The organism is Ruficoccus sp. ZRK36 (assembly GCF_019603315.1).
Classification (GTDB): domain Bacteria; phylum Verrucomicrobiota; class Verrucomicrobiia; order Opitutales; family Cerasicoccaceae; genus Ruficoccus.
In genome coordinates, this window is record NZ_CP080649.1 from 3132386 (window position 1) to 3154797 (window position 22412).

The window sequence follows — 22412 nt, forward strand, 5'->3', positions numbered from 1 at the left end:
AAACTTTTTGTTCGCCTTGAGAGAGGCGTTCACCTAATCTTCATCCTTTACCAGCGTACTTATGCCAGACACAGACCCTTCGCAAAACGATATTCCCGTAAATCCCTCTCAGAAAAGCAATTACGACGTAGACTCCCTCGGCAAGCTCGAAGGGCTCGAAGCGGTCCGCAAGCGGCCGGGGATGTACATCGGTGACCCGACCAACGGCAGCGCCCTCCACCACTGCGTGTTCGAGATCGTCGACAACTCGGTGGACGAGCACCTCGCCGGCTACTGTAACGAGATCAACATCACGATCCACATGGACGGCTCCTGCTCCGTCGAGGACGATGGCCGCGGTATCCCGGTCAAAGTCCACAAGCAGTACGGGAAGACCGGCGTCGAAATGGTGCTGACCGAGCTGCACGCCGGTGGTAAGTTTGGCCAGGGCGGCTACAAGGTCTCCGGCGGTCTCCACGGCGTGGGCGCCAGCTGCGTGAATGCCGTCTCCGAGTGGCTCAAGGCTGAAGTCCGCCGCGACGGCGAGATCCACCGCATCGAGTTTGCCCGTGGTAAAGTCACCGAGCCCCTCAAGGTCGTCGGCAAGACCAAGTCCACCGGCACGAAGATCACCTTCCTGCGCGATACGGAGATTTTCGTCACCTCCAACGAATTTGTCTACGACACGCTGGCCAAGCGCCTGCGCGAGATGGCGTTCCTGAATCCGGGCGTCGCCATCAACTTCTCGGACGAGCGCAGCGGCAAGAGCGAGCTGTTCAAGTTCGACCAGGGTGCGGCCCAGTACGTGGCCTGGCTGAACCGCTCCAAGCAGTGCCTGCACCCCGAGCCGATCCACTTCACCGGCGAGATCGCCCCGGACGACTCCAAGCCCGATGAGACGGTGTCGATCGACATCGCCATGCAGTACAACGACTCGTACAACGAGCAGATTTACGCCTACGCCAACTCGATCTTCAACGGCGACGGCGGCACCCACCTCTCCGGCTTCCGCACGGCCCTCACGCGTATCATCAACAACTACGCCAAGGCCAACAAGCTGGTGAAGGACAAGGACCCGAGCATCTCCGGCGACGACGTGCGCGAGGGCCTCACCGCCGTTATCGCGGTCAAGCTCTTCAACCCGTCCTTTAACAACCAGACCAAGGACAAGCTCCTCAACCAGGAGGTGGACGGCATCGTCCAGCGCGTCATGGGCGACAAGCTCAAGCTCTTCTTTGAGACCAACCCGCCCATCGCCAAGAAGCTGGTCGACAAGTGCCTCAACGCAGCCCGCGCCCGTGAAGCCGCCCGCAAGGCCCGCGAAACGGTCCGTAAGTCCGCCATGAGCGGCGGCGGCCTCCCCGGTAACCTCGCTGACTGCTCCGAGAAAGACCCGTCCCTGTGTGAGGTCTTCATCGTCGAGGGTGACTCCGCCGGTGGCTCCGCCAAGCAGGGCCGCGACCGCCGTTTCCAGGCGATCCTGCCGCTCTTCGGCAAGCCCCTTAACGTGGAGAAAGCCCGCCTCGACAAGATGCTCAACAACAAGAATATCCGCTTGTTGATCACGGCTCTTGGCACCGGTATCGGGCAGGACGGGGACGGCGCCTTCGACGTGACGAAGACCCGCTACCACAAGATCATCCTGATGGCGGACGCTGACGTGGACGGCTCCCACATCATGACCCTTTACCTCACGTTCTTCTTCCGCTTCATGCGCCCGCTGATCGAGCACGGCTACGTGTACATCGCCCAGCCGCCGCTCTATAAGATCAAGCGCAAGAAGCGCGAACAGTACGTGGACAACGACGCCGAGATGAACCGCATCCTGCTGGAGCTCGGCTCCGAAGATGTCGTCCTGAAGCGCTTCCGCGACGACCATGAGTTCCCCGGGCCGAAGGTAGACAAGATCGTGGAAACCCTTTCGCGCCTCGAAGCCATCAGCAACAGCATCTCCCGCTATGGCTGCAGCCCGGCCGCCTACCTCGACCAGCACAACGAGGAAACTCACGAGCTGCCCAAGTACATTGCCCGCATCCGCACCGGGAACTCCGAGGAGTTCGCCTTCCTGCCGGACGACGAGGCTCGCTCCCGCTTCTATGTCGAGCACGACATCCAGGAGGATATGTACGCCGGGATGAGCATCCGCGAGGTCGACATCAACGGCATCAATGTCCAGCAGCGTATCTCCGTTCACGAGATCCACGAGGCCACAATCATGACCAAGATCCTCAAGGAGCTTGCCAAGATCGGCCTAGACATCCGGAACTTCACGCCGACCGATGAGGCCCGCTACACCCTCACGGAAAACGCTGGCACCAAAAACGAAACCGTCCTCGAACTGCACTCCATCCTGGAGATTGTCGGTAAGATTCGCGAGCTCGGTCGCCGCGGCCTGAACATCCAGCGATACAAGGGTCTTGGGGAAATGAACCCCAAGCAGCTCTACGAGACGACGATGGACCCGTCCAAGCGCCGCCTCCTCAAGGTCGACATCACCGACGCTGCTCACGCCGACGAGGTCTTCTCCCGCCTCATGGGTGAGGACGTCCCGGCCCGCCGCACCTTCATCGAGGACAACGCCCTCAACGCCTCCAACCTCGACGTGTAAGCATCTACTGATTGTTTTTTAAACCGCAAAGGACGCGAAGAACGCAAAAAAAGACTTTTTCAAGAGCGTACCAACCTCCTGGAACTCTTCGTGTCCTTAGCGCTCTTTGCGGTTAATTAATTCCATTTTCTCTTTCCAACATGTACACCGAAAACGAACGCCTCGAGCCTCGCCCGATCACTCAGATCATGGAGACGGCCTACATCGACTACTCGATGTCGGTTATTGTTTCGCGCGCCCTGCCTGATGCCCGCGACGGCCTCAAGCCCGTCCAGCGCCGTATCCTCTACGCGATGCAGGACATCGGGCTCTCCCACAACCGCCCCTTTAAGAAGTGCGCCGCTGTCGTCGGCGAAGTGCTGGGTAAGTACCACCCGCACGGTGACCAGTCCGTCTATGATGCGCTCGTGCGCATGGGACAGTTCTGGGTCATGCGTTACGGTCTGATCGACCCGCAGGGTAACTTCGGCTCCATCGACGGTGACCCGCCCGCTGCTTATCGTTACACCGAGTGTCGCCTCGCCAGTATGGCCGAGGACCTGATGCGCGACATCGACAAGGACACGGTCGACTTCGTCCCCAACTACAACGAAGAAACCGTCGAGCCCTCCGTCGTCCCCTCCGGCCTGCCGAATCTTTTGATGAACGGCTCCACCGGGATCGCCGTGGGTATGACCACAAACATCCCCCCGCACAATCTCGGGGAACTGGTCGAGGCCACCTGCGCCATCATCGACAACCCGAACATCACGATCGATGAGCTGATTTCGATCATCCCCGGCCCGGACTTCCCCACGGGCGGCACCATCGCCGGTCGCGGCGGGATCGATAGCTACATGCGCACCGGTCGCGGCATCGTCCGCATCAAGGGCACCGCGCACGTCGAGGAGATCAAGAACGGTAAGGAACAGATCGTCATCACCGAGATCCCTTACAACGTCAACCGCGCGAACCTCGTCACCAAGATCGCTGACCTCGTTCACGACAAGGTGCTCAACGAAGTCTCCGACCTGCGCGACGAGTCCGACGAAAACACCCGCATCGTCATCGAACTCAAGCGCGACGAGTCCAGCCGCGTCGTCATCAACAAGATTTCCAAGCACACGCCTTTCGAGAGCTCCTTTGGCGTGATCCTGCTCGCTCTCGATAAGCGCCGCCCGAAGCAGATGAACATCAAGGAGATGATCACCTGCTACATCGAGCACCGCCGCGAGGTCGTTTACCGCCGCACGCAGTACCTGCTCCGCAAGGCCGAAGACCGCGCCCACATCCTTGAGGGTTACAAGATCGCCCTCAACAACCTGGACGACTTCGTCAAGATCATCCGCGCCTCCAGCAACCGTGAAGAGGCCCGTGAGAAGTTGATGGACAAGTACGCCCTCTCCGAGCGTCAGGCCAACGCCATCCTGGACATGCGCCTGTACCAGCTGACCGGCCTGGAGCGCGACAAGATCGAGGAGGAATACCGCCAGCTCATGATCACCATCGAGGAGTACCGCTCTATCCTGGCCAGCGAGCAGAAGCTGCTGACCGTGATCAAGGAAGAGCTCAACGAGCTCAAGATCAAGTACGAGTCCCCGCGTAAGACCCAGATCCTCGGCGAGGAAGGCGAATTCCGGATGGAAGACGTTATCGCTAACGAGGGCTGCATCATCACCGTTTCCCACAAGGGCTTCATCAAGCGCACCCCGGTCAGCTCCTACCGTTCGCAGCGTCGCGGCGGCAAGGGCGTTATCGGCTCCGGCCAGCATGAGGAAGACTTTACCGAGCACCTCTTCACCGCCTCCACCCATGACTACATCATGTTCTTTATGAACAATGGTCGCGTCTACGTGGAGAAGGTTTACGAGATCCCCGAGGGCACCCGCACCTCCAAGGGCCGCTCCATCGTCAACGTGCTCCAAATGCAGAAGGGCGAATCCATCGCCGCCATGATCTGCGTCAAGGAGTTCGAAGGCGACGACAGCCTGATCATGTGCACCAAGAAGGGCACCGTGAAGCGCACCATGCTCTCCGAGTACGCCAACTACCGCAAGGGTGGCATCATCGGCATCAAGATTGACGACGATGACGAGTTGATCGGCTGCAAGCTCGTTAAGGACGGCGACGACGTAGTGCTGGTTACCCACCACGCCATGAGCATCCGCTTTACCATCAACGAGAGCAACGTCCGCGCCATGGGCCGCGCCACTCGCGGGGTCAAGGGCATCACCCTGAAGAAGGCCGACGACTTCGTCGAAGCCATCGAGCTGGTCGACCCGAACGCCGCCCTCCTCATCGCAGGCGAGAACGGCATCGGCAAGCGCACCAGCTACGACGAGTATCGCGTGCAGAGCCGTGGTGGCTCGGGCATCATCGCCACCAAGACCCAGGGCAATGTCGCTGGCGCACTCAGTGTCCGCGAAGAGGACGAGATCATGATGTTCACGCTCGGCGGCCAGGCTGTCCGCAGCCCCGTCAAGGACATCCGCGTCATCGGTCGCGCCACTCAGGGCGTCCGCCTGATCAACCTCGCCGACGGCGATACCCTCGTGGGCATCTCCCGCATCGTTGAGGTCGAGGACGAAAAGCTCGAAGCTGAGGCCGAGGCCGCAGCTGAAGAAGCCACCGAATCCGACGAATCCTGAGTCAGTTCCTGAATGTTTTCCCAAGCCCCGCGCGCCGATGGCCGCGGGGCTTTTTCATATGTGAAACAAACTGGGCCCCGACGGGCTTGCTAATGCAATCACACCATCCCATTAGACAAATAATTGTTATGCTAACGCAAAAAAAGCTCACCTGATTTTTGCCGAATAATAATGACGGGACCGTTACGTTAGGGCTCTAAAACCACGAAACTGGTTGCACCTTGGCGCGTGTCCTGCATCTTGTCTGCTTTGATGGACTTGAAAAAAGCGATTGGAATTGAAGCGGGTAAACGTGAGACGCCATTGCGCGATCCTTTTTTACTCGAATACGTCAACGTCAAGCTCGCCTCCCTGGGGCAACCCATTTACGGCAAGCCAACCGATTACCAGTTCATGCCGCTGGCCGGCGCCCTCCTCGGGGACTACCAGGAGAAGACTCGCCTGTTGAGCGGTCATCTCTGCCCGGTGGATATGCGCATCCAGTCCTTTATCGACGGCTATCTGTCCGATCTCGATGAAGTCGAGCCGCGCCCGCGCCTGCCCGAAAACACGCTCGTGCTCGACCGCCACGGTCTGGCCCGCATGCTGTCCATCCCGCCGGACAACGACCAGTTCAAGTCCGACATCGTCGACTCCTACCGCGTGCAGCAGGGTGTCCTGCACAACCCCAAGAGCGACCGCCGCACGACCAAGGGTGTCTTCCACGTGACTGAGGGCGGTCTGCCCATCACCGCGGATAAACTTTCTGTGCCGAAGGTCACCTTCGCGCGTATGCTGAAGGCCGCGCTCAATCCGCCCAAGGAACTGATGCGCCTCCCCCTCACCTCCCGCCAGGAGGAGCAGGCCGAGGTATGGGTCTCGCTCATGCTGCGCCCGACCGTCAGCCCCGACATTCCGGGTACCATTTCCAAGAAGCGCTACGAGTGCCGTTTCTTTGCACCGGGTAACCTCGTCAGCAACCTCGACTTCGTCGAGTCGATCTTCGGGAACGCTGGGGACCCCGTCCTGCCCGAGAACGACTCCGGCCTCGACGCCAAGGGCTGGACCGGCCACACCGGCTGCGTCATCCTCGCTCCGCACCTCATCGGCCTGACGAAGAAGGAGCTCGGCCTCCCCCACGTAGACGAGGCCAACGAGCGCCAGAAAAAGGAGGGCATGTGCTGGGAAAAAGAAGACGAGCTCTACAATAGCGGAGGCGCCTTCAAGCTTACTTGCCGCGACAGCAACGGCGTGGTTGTCACCATCATCGCTGACAACTACTTCGGCTACTGCAAGAAGGAGGTCAAAACCCAGATCAGCTACTCCTCGAATCTTTACGGCCTGGCCGAAGAAGAGCACGCCGGTGGCGCCATTGCCTTCCCGAGCTATGACCTCGGTGAAGACTTCCGCCTGGCCACCGTGCAGCACGACCTCGACCACACCTACGAGGACGTCATCAAAAACTACGCCGAGCTGCTCGACCCTCAGCCCGAGGGCTACGCCATCGATAAGACTTACCCGGACATCTACTACATGCCCGAGGATGCGTTCTTCTCGCTGGCCGAGCAGTCCATCACCTGGAAAAAGGCTGACACCGAGCAGTCCATCCGCCTGAGCCCCGGCATCACCTACGTGCTGCCCAGCGGCTACCGCGTGGCCATGATCAAGCCGGTTGACGGCCGTCGCTGGCGCCTCGTCGGCACGACCGCCGAGGGCACCTACTGCCATAAGCCCTGCACCGTGTCCGGTGGCGGTAAATCCGAAATCTCCAAGTCCATCTCGGATGCCATCATTTATGGCCCGGTCATCGTCGCCGACTTCCAGAGCGACTTCGATAAGGTCGAGGAAATCCTTAACAAGGAATACGGGATGCGCTTCAAGGACTCGACGCGCAACCGCGAGCACGGCCGCCCGATCCTCGGACCGAAGCGCTCCCTCGGGTCAGTGATTAAGCTGCTGACACCGTCCAGCGACTACACCGACGAGTATAACTCCTGGCTCAAGAGCATCCCCTACTACATCAAGGAGCTGATCTTCATCGTCAAGCGGCACTACAAGCCCGCATGGGGAGACAACTGGCGCGAGCGCTTCCACGTGGACATGGTCAACGGTGTCGGCGGGAACCAGCTGCGCTACCGCGAGAACCTGCTCGTCACGCAGTACCTGCGTGTTGGCTTCACCGAAGACGGCGCTTGGCGCACCTACGGCCTGCGCAAGGACTTTTACCCGTCCTTCAAGCTGCAGACCGAGGACGACATCTCCGCCGCCATCGTCATGCCGCGCGACCGCATCCCCGGCCTCCCCGCCGGTATGCCGAATGAGTCCCTCAAGTTTATCGAAAACTGCGAGTTCCGGCTTTTCCAGCGCCCCGACGAGGCCATCCACCGTGGCTACGACAAACGCAGCGAGCTGGACATGTCCCAGCCGGGTAACTTCTTCAGTAACTACGAGCCGCTGGACCATGACGCCGTCACCGCCGTGCGTCAGGACAGCATCCGCTTCGATCAGTACACCCAGCCGGTCAAGAATCTCGTCAACGAGTTCCTCTCCACGGACGATCCTGACTACCTGGTCATCCCCTCGCACCCGCGCATCGTGGACGGCAAGCCGACCAAGAACCCGCGCTACCTGCAGGACCGCGATGATCTGGTCAACCCGCGTCGCTTCTACCTGGGCGAAATCGGTACCCGCCTCTACCGCGAGATCGCTCTCGGTCAGGGCGTGCCGCGTCCGGTGAACGCCGTGCTGCCGGGCCGCCGGAACAACCCGCCCGAGCCGGGCATCCGCCCGCTGGCTGTGTTCAACCCGGTCCACTTCCTGCCGATGCCGGAGTTCTTCATGGAGGTCATCTCCAGCATGACCGGTAAGTCGCCCTCCACCACGGGTGCTGGCTCCGAAGGCGCTCTGACCAAGGGTCCCTTTAACTGCCTGCCACAGATCATCGACCTGAACAACGCCCTCGTCAGCTTCATCCTCACCGGCTACCAGCCCTTTATCACGGCTGCCGGCTACGTGGGGCCGAAGTGCCGCGTCGATCACGACATCAGCCTGCTGGTGCCGGAGATCTGGTGCCGCCTCAAGCCCGAGGAGCGTTGCCCGCAGTTCATGATCGAAAACGGCTATCTGGAGAAGTGCCCGGACGTGGAATTCGAGGGGAAGACCATCCCCTCCTCCATTCTCGGCTACCGCATCTCGGACCGTTTCGTGCGCACCTTCTTCGGCCGCGTCTTCGCCAACCCTGGCTCGGTCTTCACCGAGGAAATGCTCAAGCCTGAGCTCCAGGGGGTCGACCTGTTCGCCGACGGGATGGACAACATCATCGTCACCCACGAACGTGTCGCCAAGAGCTACTTCGAGGACGGCACGATCGAGGGCGCCTGCCCTCCGCTCCAGGCCCTGCTCAAGATCATGGCCGAGGGCGATTTCGCCGCACTGCAGGACGAAAGCTTCCGCAAGCAGTTCACCCGCGAGGGTCTGATCGCAAGCGACTGGTACCAGGCCCGACTCAAGGCCCGCCAGAACGTCGAGGTCAAGCTCTGGAAGAAGCACATCGAGTACCTCGAAGGCTTCCAGCACAAGGCTAGCTACCTGCGCGAGGCCGAGCGGCTCGGCATCAACGACAAACTCAGCGATGCGCGCCACACGCTGGAGGTTTACTCCTCCCCGGATCGCCTCAAGCAGCTGGTCGGTACACTCGGCACGGACCCATACGTTTACAATCCTACAAAAATGTAGGCAGGGCTCAGGACCGGGTAACACACCGAGGGCGAAAGCCCCCGACACCTTGCTCGGCCCGCCTGGAACAACATCCGTTTACACAAAAAAGGAGAGGGAATATTCCCTCTCCTTTTTTATTAGGGCGACACCCCACCCTGTGGTAAGTAACTTCGCTCGGCATTCCGGGATAACGGCCCTTCTGGGGACACTTCTGCCCCTCATTGCCAGCGGGCGCAAGCCGCCTACCCCTGTTTGGCGAAACGTTTGAGGTCGATATCGTACTTTTTGACGCGGAGCCCCATCTTGCGCTCGGTCAGGCCGAGTCGGCGTGCGGCTTCGGCCATGTTGCTGCCCGTTTCCTTGAGCGTATCCACGATCAACTCGCGCTCCACCGCCTGCACAGCGTCCTCCAGCGTCGCGCTTTCAGACTCTTTGCGCTCGGCAGCGTTCTTTTTCTGAAGCGTAGGCGGCAGATGGTGAGCCTTGATCGACTGCCCCTTGGACAGCAAGACAGCCCGCTCGATGCAGTTTTCCAGCTCACGTACATTACCCGGCCAGTGATAGCTCATGAGCAGGTCGATCGCTGCGGACGAGATGCGTACCGGCTTGCGGCCCGCACGCTCACTGTACTTTTCGATAAAATGGTCGGCCAGCATGAGGATGTCGCAGGTGCGCTCCCGCAGCGGCGGCATATAGATCGGGAAGACATTCAGGCGGTAATACAAGTCCTCCCGGAAGGTCCCCTCCTCCATCATCTTTTCCAGATCGCGGCTGGTCGCTGCGATGATGCGCACATCGACCTTGATCGTCTTCTGGCTGCCGACACGCTCAAACTCGCGCTCCTGCAGCACCCGCAGGAGCTTGATCTGGGTGGCGATCGAAATGTCGCCGATTTCGTCGAGGAAGATCGTTCCCTTGTCGGCCAACTCAAAGCGTCCCTTGCGCATGGCCAGCGCACCGGTAAAGGCGCCCTTTTCGTGACCAAAGAGCTCGCTCTCGATAATCGAATCCGGCAGCGCAGCGCAGTTGAACTTCACAAAGGGCTGCTTCGTGCGAGATCCTTTTTCGTGCAGGGCCTTCGCGACCAGCTCCTTACCGGTTCCGCTTTCACCACGTACGAGGACTGTCGTCGAACTCGTCGCCACCTGCTCGATATGATAGTACACGGACTGCATCAAGCTAGAGTTGCCGATCATATTTCGCGGGCGAAAGCTGTGGGCGATCTCCTTCTGGAGGCGGTCGTTCTCCTCGCGCAGGCTCTGAATACGCTCGGCAGCCTGCTGGCGTACGCGAGCGGCCTGGGCAATGATCGAAGCGATCATCGTTAAAATCCGTAAGTCTGCCTCCCAGCCGACATCCGGGTCGTGCGGACGCTCAATGCTCAGGGTGCCGATGGCCTCGTTCTCAAATTTGAGGGGCACACTGACCAGCCCCGACCGGGCACCGATATTCAGTGTCTTCAGGACGTCGGCCTCGACGCCCTGCTCCTCCAGCCAGTTGGCAAAATTCGGGACGATCACGGGGTTGCTGCGGCGTACGGTCTCTTCCAGCTGCGGCTTGATCAACGCCAGATAGTCCCTGGAGCTCATGCTACGCGGCAGTCCAACGGCCTCCGAGACAAGAAACCTGCCCGTATCGCGGCTCACAATCGCAATCGTACCGCGTTCCAGGCCGATCATGTCCTGCAGGCGTCGCAGCACTGGCTTTACAATATCGGTCAGATCAAAGCTCTTTTCCAGGGTCTGGCTGATCGCAAACAGCAAGCTCAGCTCCTGCACGGACCGACAACTGACCCCCATGGTACGGTTCAGCAAGTCCAGCGAAGGCCCCTCCCTCGCTAGCACGCATCCGATGTTCTTACAGGTATTCGGTTCAGTCATATGTCGCTCCTATATATAGCTTAGCGAGTGCCGGATCATCAGATTCACAAAAAATCAGACCATTCTGGCCGGGTTATACGCAGTTATAAAAGACGCTCAGATCAGCTTTATTTTCTCTGATAGGCCATAAACCCAAGAATAGCACGGTTAGCCTCCTTGGCATAAATGGAGCTATTTTCCAAATAAGAGATACTAATCACCGCGCCATAGATCGAAAGCTACATTTATGTAGGATGGCACATTCACGGCGCACGGAAATGTAGGAAAACCGCCCCGAAACGCATCAATCACGGCCAGCCACATATAATTTATATTTTTCTAAATGCTCACAGTCAATTACTTACAAACCACAAAACAACATTGGCATGCAGGATGCACAATCCTTGGCAGCTAAAATCTAACTCCGAACTCAAAACTCACAACAACAAGGTAAAACAATGGTTACACAGCTTGAACAGCCGGTCGAAGAAAAGGCCACAGAGAAGAAAATGCGCAAAGTCGCCATCTACGGTAAGGGCGGCATTGGCAAGTCCACCACGACGCAGAACACGGTCGCCGCTCTCGCCGAAATGGGCAAGAAGGTCATGGTCGTGGGTTGCGACCCGAAGGCTGACTCCACCCGCCTCCTGCTTGGCGGTCTGGCTCAGCGCTCCGTCCTCGACACCCTCCGCGAAGAAGGTGAAGACGTCGAACTCGAAGACATCCGCAGCGACGGTTTCTGCAGCAGCCTCTGCGTAGAGTCCGGCGGTCCTGAGCCTGGCGTCGGCTGTGCCGGTCGCGGTATCATCACCTCCATCAACATGCTCGAGCAGCTCGGCGCATATGACGAAGACGAAAAGCTCGACTACGTCTTCTACGACGTTCTCGGTGACGTTGTCTGTGGTGGTTTCGCCATGCCGATCCGTGAAGGTAAGGCCGAAGAAATCTACATCGTCTGCTCCGGTGAAATGATGGCCATGTACGCCGCCAACAACATCTGTAAGGGCATCATGAAGTTCGCCGAAACCGGTGTCGTCCGCCTCGGTGGCCTGATCTGCAACAGCCGTAAGGTTGACCGCGAAGACGAGCTCATCCAGGAATTCGCCAAGCGCCTTGGCACCCAGATGATCCACTTCGTCCCCCGCGACAATGACGTGCAGCGCGCCGAAATCAACCGTAAGACGGTCATCGACTGGAACCCGAATTGCCCCCAGGCCGATGAATACCGCACGCTCGCCCGCAACATCGACAACAATGAAATGAAGGTGATCCCGAAGCCGTTGCCGATCGACGAGCTGGAAGGCCTCCTGATGGAATTCGGTCTGTTCAACTAAGAACAGGCTTCCACACCCGAGGTGCGGACACAGCTCCCTTATGAGGGATCCAGCGCGTACGCGCCCTCTTCATCGAAAACCATAAACGACAAGTTTCATCATGTCTGACGAAAACAGCACTGGCCCCATGGGGCCTCACGGTCCGGACGCTGCAACCGCACGCGAGGAAATGCTGAAGGTCTATCCTAAAAAGACCCAGCGCAAGCGTGGTAAGCAGATGCTGGTCAACGAAGAACCCGGTACGCCGGCGGAAATCGGGGCCAACAGCCGCACCGTTCCCGGTATCATCACCCAGCGTGGGTGCTCCTACGCCGGTTGTAAAGGGGTCGTCATCGGCCCGATCTACGACATCCTCCACATCACCCACGGCCCCATCGGCTGTGGCTGGTACAGCTGGCTGTCTCGCCGCAACATCACCAAGATCCGCGGCGAAGGCGAAACCAACTACCTGCAGTACAGCATGTCCACCGACATGCAGGAAGACCACATCGTCTTCGGCGGGGAAAAGCAGCTCGCCGCTGCCATCCAGGAAGCCTACGACGAGTTCCATCCGAAGGCGATCAGCGTCTACGCCACCTGCCCGGTGGGCCTCATCGGTGACGACATCCACACGGTCTGCCGCACCATGAAGGAAAAGCTCGGGATCAACATCTTCGGCTTCTCCTGCGAAGGCTACAAGGGTGTCTCCCAGTCCGCCGGTCACCACATCGCCAACAACGGTGTGTTCAAGCACATGATCGGCCTGGACGACAGCCCGGTCGAAGCGAAGTACAAGATCAACATCCTCGGTGAATACAACATCGGCGGGGATGCCTGGGAAATCGACCGTATCCTGGACCTCTGCGGCATCCACATCATCGGTACCCTCTCCGGGGGTGTCAGCTATGGTGAGATCTGCAACTGTCACATGGCCGACCTCAACGTCGTCATGTGCCACCGCTCCATCAACTACATGGCTGAGATGATGGAAGAGAAGTTCGGGATCCCGTGGTTCAAGGTGAACTTCATCGGCATCGAAGGCACGAAGAAGTCCCTCCGCAAGATCGCCCAGTACTTCGGCGACAAGGAACTGATCGACCGCGTTGAAGAAGTCATCGCTGCCGAGATGTCCGAAGTGAAGCCGATCCTCGACGACATCACGACCCGCACCACCGGTAAGACCGCTGCCCTCTTCGTGGGTGGTAGCCGCGCTCACCACTATCAGGACCTGTTCACGGACATGGACATGAAGGTGATCGCCGCCGGTTACGAGTTCGCCCACCGCGACGACTACGAAGGCCGCGACGTGCTCCCGCACATCAAGGTCGACGCTGACAGCCGCAATATCGAAGAGCTCACCGTCACCGCCGACGAAACCCGCTTCGACGCCTCCAAGCCTGAGAAGAAGAAGTCCCTCGAAGAGAACGGCTTCACCTTCAGCGACTACGAAGGCATGATGCGCCAGATGGCCAAGGACACGCTGGTCATCGACGACATCTCCCACCACGAGATGGAAAAGCTGATCGAGATGTACCATCCCGACGTCATCGGCTCCGGTATTAAGGACAAGTACATCATCGAAAAGATGGGCGTCCCCTGTAAGCAGCTGCACTCCTACGACTACGGTGGCCCGTACGCCGGATTCAAGGGAGCGATCAACTTCTACAAGGAGATTGACCGGATGACCGGAAGCAAGGTCTGGAAGCTCGCTCGTGCCCCCTGGCACGAAGACGGTTCCGCGCCTGCCGCCGAAAAGGAAACCACCACGGCCAGCGCCTAATAGCCCCGCAACAACCAAGTAAAGGAGACTATTAACCATGTTAGAAGGAACCACCGCAGAAATCCGCGAGCGTAAAGCTCTGCGCATTAATCCTGCCAAGACCTGTCAGCCCATCGGCGCCATGTACGCCGCCCTGGGCATCCACAAGTGCATGCCGCACTCACACGGCTCTCAGGGCTGCTGCGCCTACCATCGCAGCCAGCTGACCCGCCACCACAAGGAGCCGGTCGCCGCTACGACCTCCTCCTTCACCGAAGGCGCTTCTGTCTTCGGCGGGATGGCTAACCTGAAAACCGCGCTGAACAATATCTTCACCATCTACGAACCTGATATTGTCGCGGTCCACACCACCTGTCTGTCCGAAGTTATCGGTGACGACATCCCGATGATCATCAAGAAGTCCGCCGAGGATGGTATCATCCCCGAGGGCAAGACGGTCATCCACACCAATACGCCGAGCTTCGCCGGCAGCCACATCACCGGCTTCTCCGGCCAGTGTGCGGCCTTCGTCAAGTACCTGGCTGAGTCCACGGGTGAAACCAAGAACGTCGTCAACATCTTCCCGGGTTGGGTTGAGCCGGCCGACATGCGCGAAATCAAGCGCCTGGCCGAGTTGGTTGGTGTCGAGTACATCCTTGCTCCCGACACCTCCGACGTCCTCGACTCCCCGCACGATGGTAAGTACCACATGTACCCGGATGGCGGCACCACGGTTGCCCAGCTCAAGGCCATGGGTGACAGCTTCCTGAGCATCGCGCTCGGGCCGCTCGCCAGCACCGCCGCTGCCACCGAGCTCGAAAAGAAGTGCAAGGTGCCGAACAAGGTTCTGGAACTGCCCATCGGCGTCAAGGCTACCGACGAATTCGTCAACGCCCTGCGCCTGGCCGGTGACACCGCTGTTCCCGCCTCGCTCGAAAAGGAACGTGGCCGCCTGATCGACATGATCAGCGACATGTCCCAGTACATGCACAACCTCAAGGTCGCGATCTTCGGAGACCCGGATCATCTGACCAGCATGGTCAGCTTCCTCGTGGAAATGGGTGCCAAGCCGATGATCGTTGTCACCGGTACTCCCGGCAAGAAGTGGGAAGGCAAGCTCAAGGAAATCTGCTCCGAAACCAATCCGGAAGCCGAAGTCCTCGCCTTCAGCGACATCCACTACATGCACCAGTGGATCAAGAATAACCCGGTCGACCTGATCATGGGTAACACCTACGGCAAGTACGTCGCGCGGACTGAAAAGCTCCCGTTCGTACGCTTCGGGTTCCCGATCCTCGACCGCGTTGGCCACCGCGCCTTCCCGATGCTCGGGTACAACGGCGGCATGCGCATCATCGAAAAGATCACCGACGCTCTCTTCGACCAGCGCGATCGCGAAGACCCCGACCACGAGGTCGAACTGGTCCTCTAAATTACGTTTAGGCCAGAGAATACAATACACCGCAAAAGATACACTAATACTAAGCAATCAGCTCACCCTACGCCACGATGGAACCGACAATTAGAACAGCCCTTAACGATCAGGCTAATCACGAACTTCAGGCTGCCCACAGCTACGAAGGTATGGCATACTGGTGCGAGTCCAACGACTTCCCAGGCTTCGCCAAATTCTTCTTCGCCCAGGCCGCTGAGGAGCGCGAACATGGGGCCAAGTTCTTCAAACATCTGCTGGATCGCGGTGTCCAGCCGAAGGTCGATTCCATCGAGGCGCCCAGGGGTGAGTTTTCCTCGCTCAACGAGCTCGCGAGCTACGCTCAGAAGCTCGAAATGCAGAACAGCTCTAACATCCGCCAGTGCTACTCACTGGCACTGGATGTTAAAGATTTCGACTGCCAGCCGATGCTGATGTGGTTCATCGAGGAGCAGGTCGAGGAAGAAGCCTGGGCCGCCAAGATGATCACACTGGTCGCCCGCGCCGAGTGCGCGGGGTCCATTTACGCTCTTGACCGTCATATCGTCAAAGAGCTGGGAGACGACTGAGTTTAGGCACCTTTGTTTGGGAAAATTTAGAAGTCTCCCAATAATTTAATAATAAGCCAAAAAAAACGAAAAAACGAACCGAACGGCACGCTTAAAGCTAACCCAGTAAGTACTCATGAACAGCGTAAATACACCCAGTTCTATTCGAGTGCTTGACGACCGGACCGCGCAGGTCTGGGAGAAGGGTTCGGGTAAGGAATTCGTCTGCGACAAAAAGAGCGCAGCCGGTTCCGTTACCCAGCGCGCCTGCGCTTTCTGTGGCTCCCGCGTCGTACTCTACCCGATCGCTGACGCGCTCCACATCGTACACGGCCCGATCGGATGCGCCGTGTACAACTGGGACATCCGCGGCTCACTCTCCTCGGGATCGCAGCTGAACCGCAACAGCTTCTCCACCGACCTGGCCGAAAAGGAAGTCATCTTCGGCGGTGAGAAAAAGCTCAAGGCTTCCCTCATCGAGCTGATCAACTTCTACAAGCCCAAAGCCGCCTTCGTCTACTCGACGTGCATCGTCGGTCTCATCGGTGACGATGTCGAGGCAGTCTGCAAGCAGGTCACGAAGGAAACGGGCATCCAGTGCATCCAGGTTGACTCGCCCGGCTTTAAGGGCACCAAAAAGAGCGGCTACCAGGCCGCCTGCGAAGCAGCCTACAAACTGGTCGGCACCGGCGACACCTCGAACATCTCCAAGTACAGCATCAACCTGCTCGGAGAGTTTAACATCGCGGGTGAAGCCTGGATGATCCGCCAGTACTTCGAAAAGATCGGCATCGAAGTCGTCTCCACCATCACCGGCGATGGCCGGGTGGATGACCTTCGCCGCTGTCACGGGGCCAAGCTAAACCTCGTGCAGTGCTCCGGGTCCATGACCCACCTTTCCAAACTGCTAAAGGATGACTACGACATCCCCATGGAGCGCGTCTCCTTCTTCGGATTCGAGGATACCGCCCGTGCTATCTACACCGCCGCCGAGCACTTCGGCGACCCTGAGCTGATGCGCCGCGCCGAGGAGCTTGTCCGCGAGGAAATCTCCAAGTACGCGCCTAAGCTCAAACAGTACAAAAAGCGCCTCAAAGGCAAAAAGGCTGCCCTCTATGTCGGCGGCGCTTTCAAGGCCTTCTCCCTCGTGCTTGCGCTACGGGCACTGGGGATGAAGACCGTACTGGCCGGCACCCAGACCGGCAGCGCCGAAGACTACGAGCAGCTCAAGGAAATCTGCGATCCGGGCACCGTGATCGTGGATGATTCCAACCCGCTCGAGCTGGCAAAGTTCGTCCTGGAAAAGGACGTCGACCTCTTCATCGGAGGCGTCAAAGAGCGCCCCATAGCCTTTAAGCTCGGGGTGGCCTTCTGCGACCACAACCACGAGCGTAAGATCCCGCTGGCCGGGTTCGAGGGCATGGTCCACTTCGCCGAGGAGGTCGCTAACAGCGCCTGCTCGCCGATCTGGCAGTTCGCCCCCCGCCGTCAGGCCAAGGCCCTGCGCCTGCCTGAAGCCGAAGCCACCACTCCCCTCGCCCGCGAGGAAGGAGGTGCGGCATGAGCATGGCTAAAGGAAATCCCGACACGCTGACCGCCGACGGTTGCAAGACCGAGGGCGCGCTTCCAGCCTCCGCCACCCGCAATGCCTGCAAGCTGTGCACCCCGCTCGGGGCCGCCATGGTCTTTAAGGGTATCCGCGGCTGCCTGCCTTTCCTCCACGGCTCTCAGGGCTGCGCGACATATATCCGCCGCTACATGATCAGCCACTTCCGCGAGCCGGTAGACATCGCCTCCTCCAGCTTCTCCGAGGACGATGCGATCTTCGGCGGCGCCCGTAACTTTGCCCAGGGCGTGGACAACGTCATCCGCCAGTATGAGCCCGAGCTCATCGGCGTGGCCACCACCTGCCTCTCCGAGACCATCGGCGATAACATGCTCGGCATGATCAAGGAGTACCAGGATAAGCACAACGGTGACGGCCCGCCGCTGGTCCATGTATCCACTCCCGCCTACACCGGCACCCACAGCGACGGCTACTACTCAGCCATCCGCGAGCTGGTCAAAGCTTTCGTCAAGCCCACCCGCATCACCCAGCCGCGGATGGTTAACATCCTGCCGGCCATGATGTCCTGCGCCGACCTGCGCCACCTGCGCGAGATCTGCGCCATGTACGAGATGGACGCCACGATCCTGCCCGACTACAGCTCCACGCTGGAGGGCAGCAGCTGGGACTGCTACCACAAGATTTCTCCCGGAGGCACTTCTATCGAGGATGTCGCCGAGATGGGCAGCGCCGCCGCTTCGATCGAAATCGGCCACACACAGGCTGGTGATAAAAACAGCGCCGCCTCCTGGCTTGAGCGTGAGCACGGCGTGCGCCGCGATGCGCTGGGCTGGCCTCTGGGCATTCGCCTCAGCGACCAGTTCTTCGCAGCCATGGCTGCCATATCCGACCGCCCGATGCCCGAGCAGCTTGCTGACGAGCGCGGCCGTCTGGTAGACGCCTACGTGGACGCCCACAAATACGTCTCCGGAAAGCGTGCTGCGATCTTCGGTGAGCCGGATATGGTCGTAGCGCTGGCCGCATTCATGAGTGAGATCGGGGTACGCCCCGTCATCTGCGCCACAGGCGCCAAGGTGAAAAAATGGAAAGAGCTGCTCGCCTCCGAGATCGAAGGCGGCACCGCAGACATCGAGATTCTTTCAGACTCCGACCACGCAAAACTCGCTGCCGCTGCCCGCGAGCTGAAGCCCGACATCATCCTCGGCTCCAGCAAGGGTTACCCGCTGGCACGCGAACTAAAAATTCCGCTCGTTCGTATCGGTTTTCCGATACATGACCGCATTGGGGCACAGCGTATGCTTAGTGTTGGATACCGGGGAACGATGGAGCTTTTTGACCGCGTGGCCAATGCCCTCCTCGAAGGCAAACAGGACTTTTCCGAAACCGGTTACAGTTACCTCTGACCCCACCCCCTAACGAACTCACTTATTACTTAAAAACCAGGCACTGAGAAAGAGGAACAACTATGACGACTGCGATGAACATCGACCCTTCCGAGATCAACCTCGACAACCACCCGTGCTTCAGTAAAGGCGCTTGCGCCACCTACGGGCGGATCCACCTACCCATCGCTCCCAAGTGCAACATCCAGTGCAACTACTGCAACCGAGACTTTGACTGCGTAAACGAAAGCCGTCCGGGCGTAACCTCCGCTGTCCTTTCCCCCGGTCAGGCCCTCACCTACCTGGACAAGGTAATGGAGATGCGCGACGACATCGCCGTGGTCGGCATTGCCGGGCCCGGTGATCCCTTCGCCAACCCGAATGAGACGATGGAGACCTTCCGCCTCGTCCGCGCGAAGTACCCGAAGATGATCCTCTGCCTCTCGACCAACGGCCTCGGCCTCACCGAGGAGTACGTCAAGGAGCTGGCCGAGCTGAAAGTTTCCCATGTCACCATCACCATGAACGGGATCGACCCGGAAATCGCCGGTAAGGTCTACGCATGGGCGCGCCACAACAAGCGCATCTACCGCCACCGCCAGGCCGGCGAGATCATGATCGAGCGTCAGCTCAAAGCCATCAAGTGGATCAAGCAGTACGGCATGATCGCCAAGGTCAACTCGATCATCGTCCCCGGCGTCAACGACGAGCATTTACCTGAAATCGCCAAAAAGGTCGGAGATATGGGCGCCGACGTGATGAACTGCATCCCGCTCCTTCCCACTGCGGATACGGTTTTTGAAAACCTGCCTGAGCCGGACGCCAAGATGCGCTTTGCGGTACGTTTCAAGTGTGGTGAGCACATGAACCAGATGACTCACTGCGCCCGCTGCCGCGCCGATGCGGTCGGCCGCCTCGGCCAGCAGAACACCGAGGAGATTCAGGAGCTGATCCGCGCATGCTCACAGCTGCCGATCAACCCGCAGGAGACCCGCGAGTATGTGGCCGTTGCCACCCGTGAAGGCATGCTGGTCAACCAGCACCTCGGCGAGGCCCGCGAGTTCACGATCTTTGGCGTAGATCCCGAGGACGAGGAAGAGTTCCTGGCCGTGGAAAAGCGTACCGCCCCTCCCACCGGATGTGGCGAAGATCGCTGGCTCGAAATGGCCAAGCTCCTGAAGGACTGCCGCGCCATTCTGGTCAACGCCGCAGGCTCCACGCCGAAGCAGGCCCTCACCGCAGCCGGGATCAAGGTCATCGAAATGGAGGGCATGATCGACGCCGGTCTGGCCTCGGTCTTCCACGGGGAAGCACTCCCCCCCAGCCTCGTACGCAGCTTCAAGGGATGTGGTGCAGGCTCCAGCTGCGGCGGTGACGGCACGGGCTGCGGTTGATCGACTCCGCAGCGTGTATCCAACTTTCAGTACTCAACACACCATTAATAAGCAATCCACCAACCATCATGAATAAGCCCGAACATCATCTGTTCATCTGCGGCAGTGCACGCGCCACCGGCGAGCTTAAGGGCGTCTGCTGCAATAAGGAGTCCATCAACCTGCTGTCCTACACTCAGGGCGAGGTCCAGGACCGCATGCTCAGCGGCGTCGAAGTCTCCATGACCGGCTGCCTCAATATGTGCACCCGCGGTCCCGTCGTCATCGACTACCCGAGTGGCCGCTTTTACGAAAAAGCCAACGAAGAGCTGATCGATGAGATCCTCGACGCTATCGAAGATGGGGAAGTCTGCCAGACCAACCTCATCCCCGAGGACTAATCGAAGCATACCGGAATTTACTACCATGAAAATATCTGCACGCAATCAGCTGGCCGGTAAGGTCGTCTCCATCGAAAAAGGCTCGGTAAACTCCGAGGTCGAGATCGAACTGTCCGGTGGCCAGAAGATTGTCAGCATCATCACCAACCACGCCGTGGAATCCCTCGGCCTGACCGTAGGCGGGTGCGCTGTAGCCATCATCAAGGCCAGCAGCGTCATGCTCGGTGTAGAGGAATAATTAAAGTGAAACACGCCCGCTACCTGATAGATACCACTCTGCGTGATGGAGAACAGGCAGCGGGCGTCGTCTTTACTTTAAACGAGAAGCTGGCCATCTCGCGCCAGTTAGCCGATACCGGTATCGCCGAGCTGGAGGTGGGCATCCCCGCCATGGGCGAAACCGAGATCGCCCACATCCAGGCAATTGTCGGCCAGCGTCTGCCCTGCCGCATCACGACCTGGGGCCGTGCCTCCCATGAGGACATGGAGGCCGCAGCCATGACCGGTGCAGACGGCTTTCACTTTTCGCTTCCCGCCAGCGAGCTGCACATGCGCATCTGGAAAAAAGATGCCGACTGGGCACTGAGCACGCTTACTGACCTCGCCAGCGAGGCCAAACGCACGTTCAAATATTTCAGCGTCGGGGCACAGGATGCCTCCCGCGCCGATCCGGCCTTCCTCGTTGATTTCGCACAGGCCGCTGAGGCCGTAGGCGCCAAGCGTATTCGCCTGGCCGATACAGTGGGCTGCCTGAACCCGCAGTCCACTATGGCTATGCTGCAGACCGTACGCGCTGCGACGAGAATCGAGATCGAATTTCACGGGCATAACGACCTGGGCATGGCCGTCGGTAATACCGTAGCTGCTTTTCTCGCCGGTGCTGATTGCGCCAGCGTCACTGTCAACGGACTGGGCGAGCGCGCTGGGAACGCCGCTCTGGAGGTCGTCGCAGCCGCTCTGCGCCACACGACTGACATCGAGCTGGACATGCACTTCGCGCAGTTTGCCAATCTCAGTGACCTTGTCTCTAAAGCCTCCGGACGCCGCCTCGCGTGGGACAAGCCCGTCACCGGCCAGGGCTGCTTTCAGCACGAGTCCGGCATCCACTGCCGCGGCCTGAGCGAAGACCGCGCCAGCTACGAGACGATCAGCGCGGAGGATGTCGGCCGCACACGCAGCGCTTTTGTTATTGGCCGGCACAGCGGCTCAGCCGCCCTCGTTAATGCTGCCTCCGAGCTGGGCATACCGCTCACTCGCAGCATGGCTCAGGAGCTTTTACCGCAGATTCGCCGCGAATCCGAGCGCCTCGGGCGCGGACTCTCAAGCGAGGAATTTCAGTCAACCCTGGAGGCCTATCTCCTCAACCACAACGAAGTCTGGTCATGAGTTTCTGGCTGTATAAGTGCGACGGCAGCAACTACACCCAGCTCGCACCGGTCAAATTAACTGGCCCCGAGGGTATCCTCGCCCGCTACCTCCAGAGTAAATCGGAGGAGAACACGCCTTTCACGTGGAGTCTTTTAAACAAAGATATCGTCGCGCTGATCGACCCTGAGCTGGATGCCAGCACCCACCTGGTCGTGCTCGACATGCTGCCCGAGCATCTTGTCGAGGTCAGTCTGCACCGCGTCTACGCCATCCAGGGCAGTTCCGAGGAAGACACTTCGGACGTCGTCCTGGCCTGCAAAATTCTTTTTCAGGGCCTCGCGAACAAAACCAGCTCCACTTTCAAAGAAGCCTTTGAGTGCGACCCGCCCGCCGACAACCGCCAGATGCTCGAAGCTCTCGGGCTCTCCGGCGGTACTGCTGGCGGACGCTACCACTGGACCAAACCCAAAATGGACATTGGTGCCACGGTCTGCACTTAA

15 protein-coding genes are annotated in these 22412 nt (G+C 59.4%); 14 read left to right on the plus strand and 1 reads right to left on the minus strand.

Annotated features, from left to right (window positions below; all coding sequences use genetic code 11):
• Positions 1–61 precede the first annotated feature (61 nt).
• The 3 genes from gyrB (at position 62) to K0V07_RS13780 (ending at position 8928) form a co-directional block, all read left to right on the plus strand.
• Positions 62–2587, plus strand: coding sequence for a DNA topoisomerase (ATP-hydrolyzing) subunit B (gene gyrB, locus K0V07_RS13770; RefSeq protein ID WP_220621965.1), 2526 nt, complete (start codon positions 62–64; stop codon positions 2585–2587).
• Positions 2588–2727: 140 nt separating this feature from the next.
• Positions 2728–5214, plus strand: coding sequence for a DNA gyrase subunit A (gene gyrA / locus K0V07_RS13775; RefSeq protein WP_220621966.1), 2487 nt, complete (start codon positions 2728–2730; stop codon positions 5212–5214).
• A gap of 252 nt (positions 5215–5466) precedes the next feature.
• Complete coding sequence (locus K0V07_RS13780; protein ID WP_220621967.1) at positions 5467–8928, plus strand: hypothetical protein; 3462 nt, start codon at positions 5467–5469, stop codon at positions 8926–8928.
• 224 nt (positions 8929–9152) lie between these two features.
• Here the strand turns inward: K0V07_RS13780 and K0V07_RS13785 are convergent, their stop codons facing one another.
• The gene (locus K0V07_RS13785) at positions 9153–10790 is read right to left on the minus strand and encodes a sigma 54-interacting transcriptional regulator (RefSeq protein ID WP_220621968.1); all 1638 of its coding nucleotides are present in this window, start codon (positions 10788–10790) and stop codon (positions 9153–9155) included.
• Between the two features lie 488 nt (positions 10791–11278).
• Here K0V07_RS13785 and nifH point away from each other — a divergent pair, with 488 nt between their 5' ends.
• The 11 genes from nifH to K0V07_RS13840 all read left to right on the plus strand — a co-directional run bounded on the left by nifH (position 11279) and on the right by K0V07_RS13840 (position 22412).
• Positions 11279–12103 carry a nitrogenase iron protein gene (gene nifH, locus K0V07_RS13790; RefSeq protein ID WP_220624101.1) on the plus strand — a complete coding sequence of 275 codons (825 nt, stop codon included), beginning with the start codon at positions 11279–11281 and terminating at the stop codon, positions 12101–12103.
• A 100-nt stretch (positions 12104–12203) separates the two neighbouring features.
• Positions 12204–13862 carry a nitrogenase component I subunit alpha gene (locus K0V07_RS13795; RefSeq protein ID WP_255567992.1) on the plus strand — a complete coding sequence of 553 codons (1659 nt, stop codon included), beginning with the start codon at positions 12204–12206 and terminating at the stop codon, positions 13860–13862.
• Positions 13863–13899: 37 nt separating this feature from the next.
• The gene (nifK, locus tag K0V07_RS13800; protein WP_220621969.1) at positions 13900–15273 is read left to right on the plus strand and encodes a nitrogenase molybdenum-iron protein subunit beta; all 1374 of its coding nucleotides are present in this window, start codon (positions 13900–13902) and stop codon (positions 15271–15273) included.
• 77 nt (positions 15274–15350) lie between these two features.
• Positions 15351–15842, plus strand: coding sequence for a ferritin (locus K0V07_RS13805; RefSeq protein ID WP_220621970.1), 492 nt, complete (start codon positions 15351–15353; stop codon positions 15840–15842).
• Between the two features lie 115 nt (positions 15843–15957).
• Positions 15958–17385 carry a nitrogenase iron-molybdenum cofactor biosynthesis protein NifE gene (nifE, locus tag K0V07_RS13810; protein WP_220621971.1) on the plus strand — a complete coding sequence of 476 codons (1428 nt, stop codon included), beginning with the start codon at positions 15958–15960 and terminating at the stop codon, positions 17383–17385.
• On the plus strand, positions 17382–18791 hold the full coding sequence (locus tag K0V07_RS13815) for a nitrogenase component 1 (protein WP_255567993.1): 1410 nt from the start codon (positions 17382–17384) through the stop codon (positions 18789–18791). Before nifE ends, K0V07_RS13815 begins: the two co-directional genes overlap by 4 nt.
• A gap of 74 nt (positions 18792–18865) precedes the next feature.
• Positions 18866–20164, plus strand: coding sequence for a radical SAM protein (locus tag K0V07_RS13820; RefSeq protein WP_220621972.1), 1299 nt, complete (start codon positions 18866–18868; stop codon positions 20162–20164).
• Positions 20165–20232: 68 nt separating this feature from the next.
• On the plus strand, positions 20233–20544 hold the full coding sequence (locus K0V07_RS13825; protein WP_220621973.1) for a (2Fe-2S) ferredoxin domain-containing protein: 312 nt from the start codon (positions 20233–20235) through the stop codon (positions 20542–20544).
• A gap of 25 nt (positions 20545–20569) precedes the next feature.
• Positions 20570–20782, plus strand: a complete 213-nt coding sequence (locus tag K0V07_RS13830; RefSeq protein WP_220621974.1) for a TOBE domain-containing protein — start codon at positions 20570–20572, stop codon at positions 20780–20782.
• A gap of 5 nt (positions 20783–20787) precedes the next feature.
• The gene (locus K0V07_RS13835) at positions 20788–21930 is read left to right on the plus strand and encodes a hypothetical protein (RefSeq protein WP_220621975.1); all 1143 of its coding nucleotides are present in this window, start codon (positions 20788–20790) and stop codon (positions 21928–21930) included.
• Positions 21927–22412: a hypothetical protein gene (locus K0V07_RS13840; protein ID WP_220621976.1), complete on the plus strand. Its 486-nt coding sequence runs from the start codon at positions 21927–21929 to the stop codon at positions 22410–22412. The genes K0V07_RS13835 and K0V07_RS13840 overlap by 4 nt, the downstream gene beginning before the upstream one ends.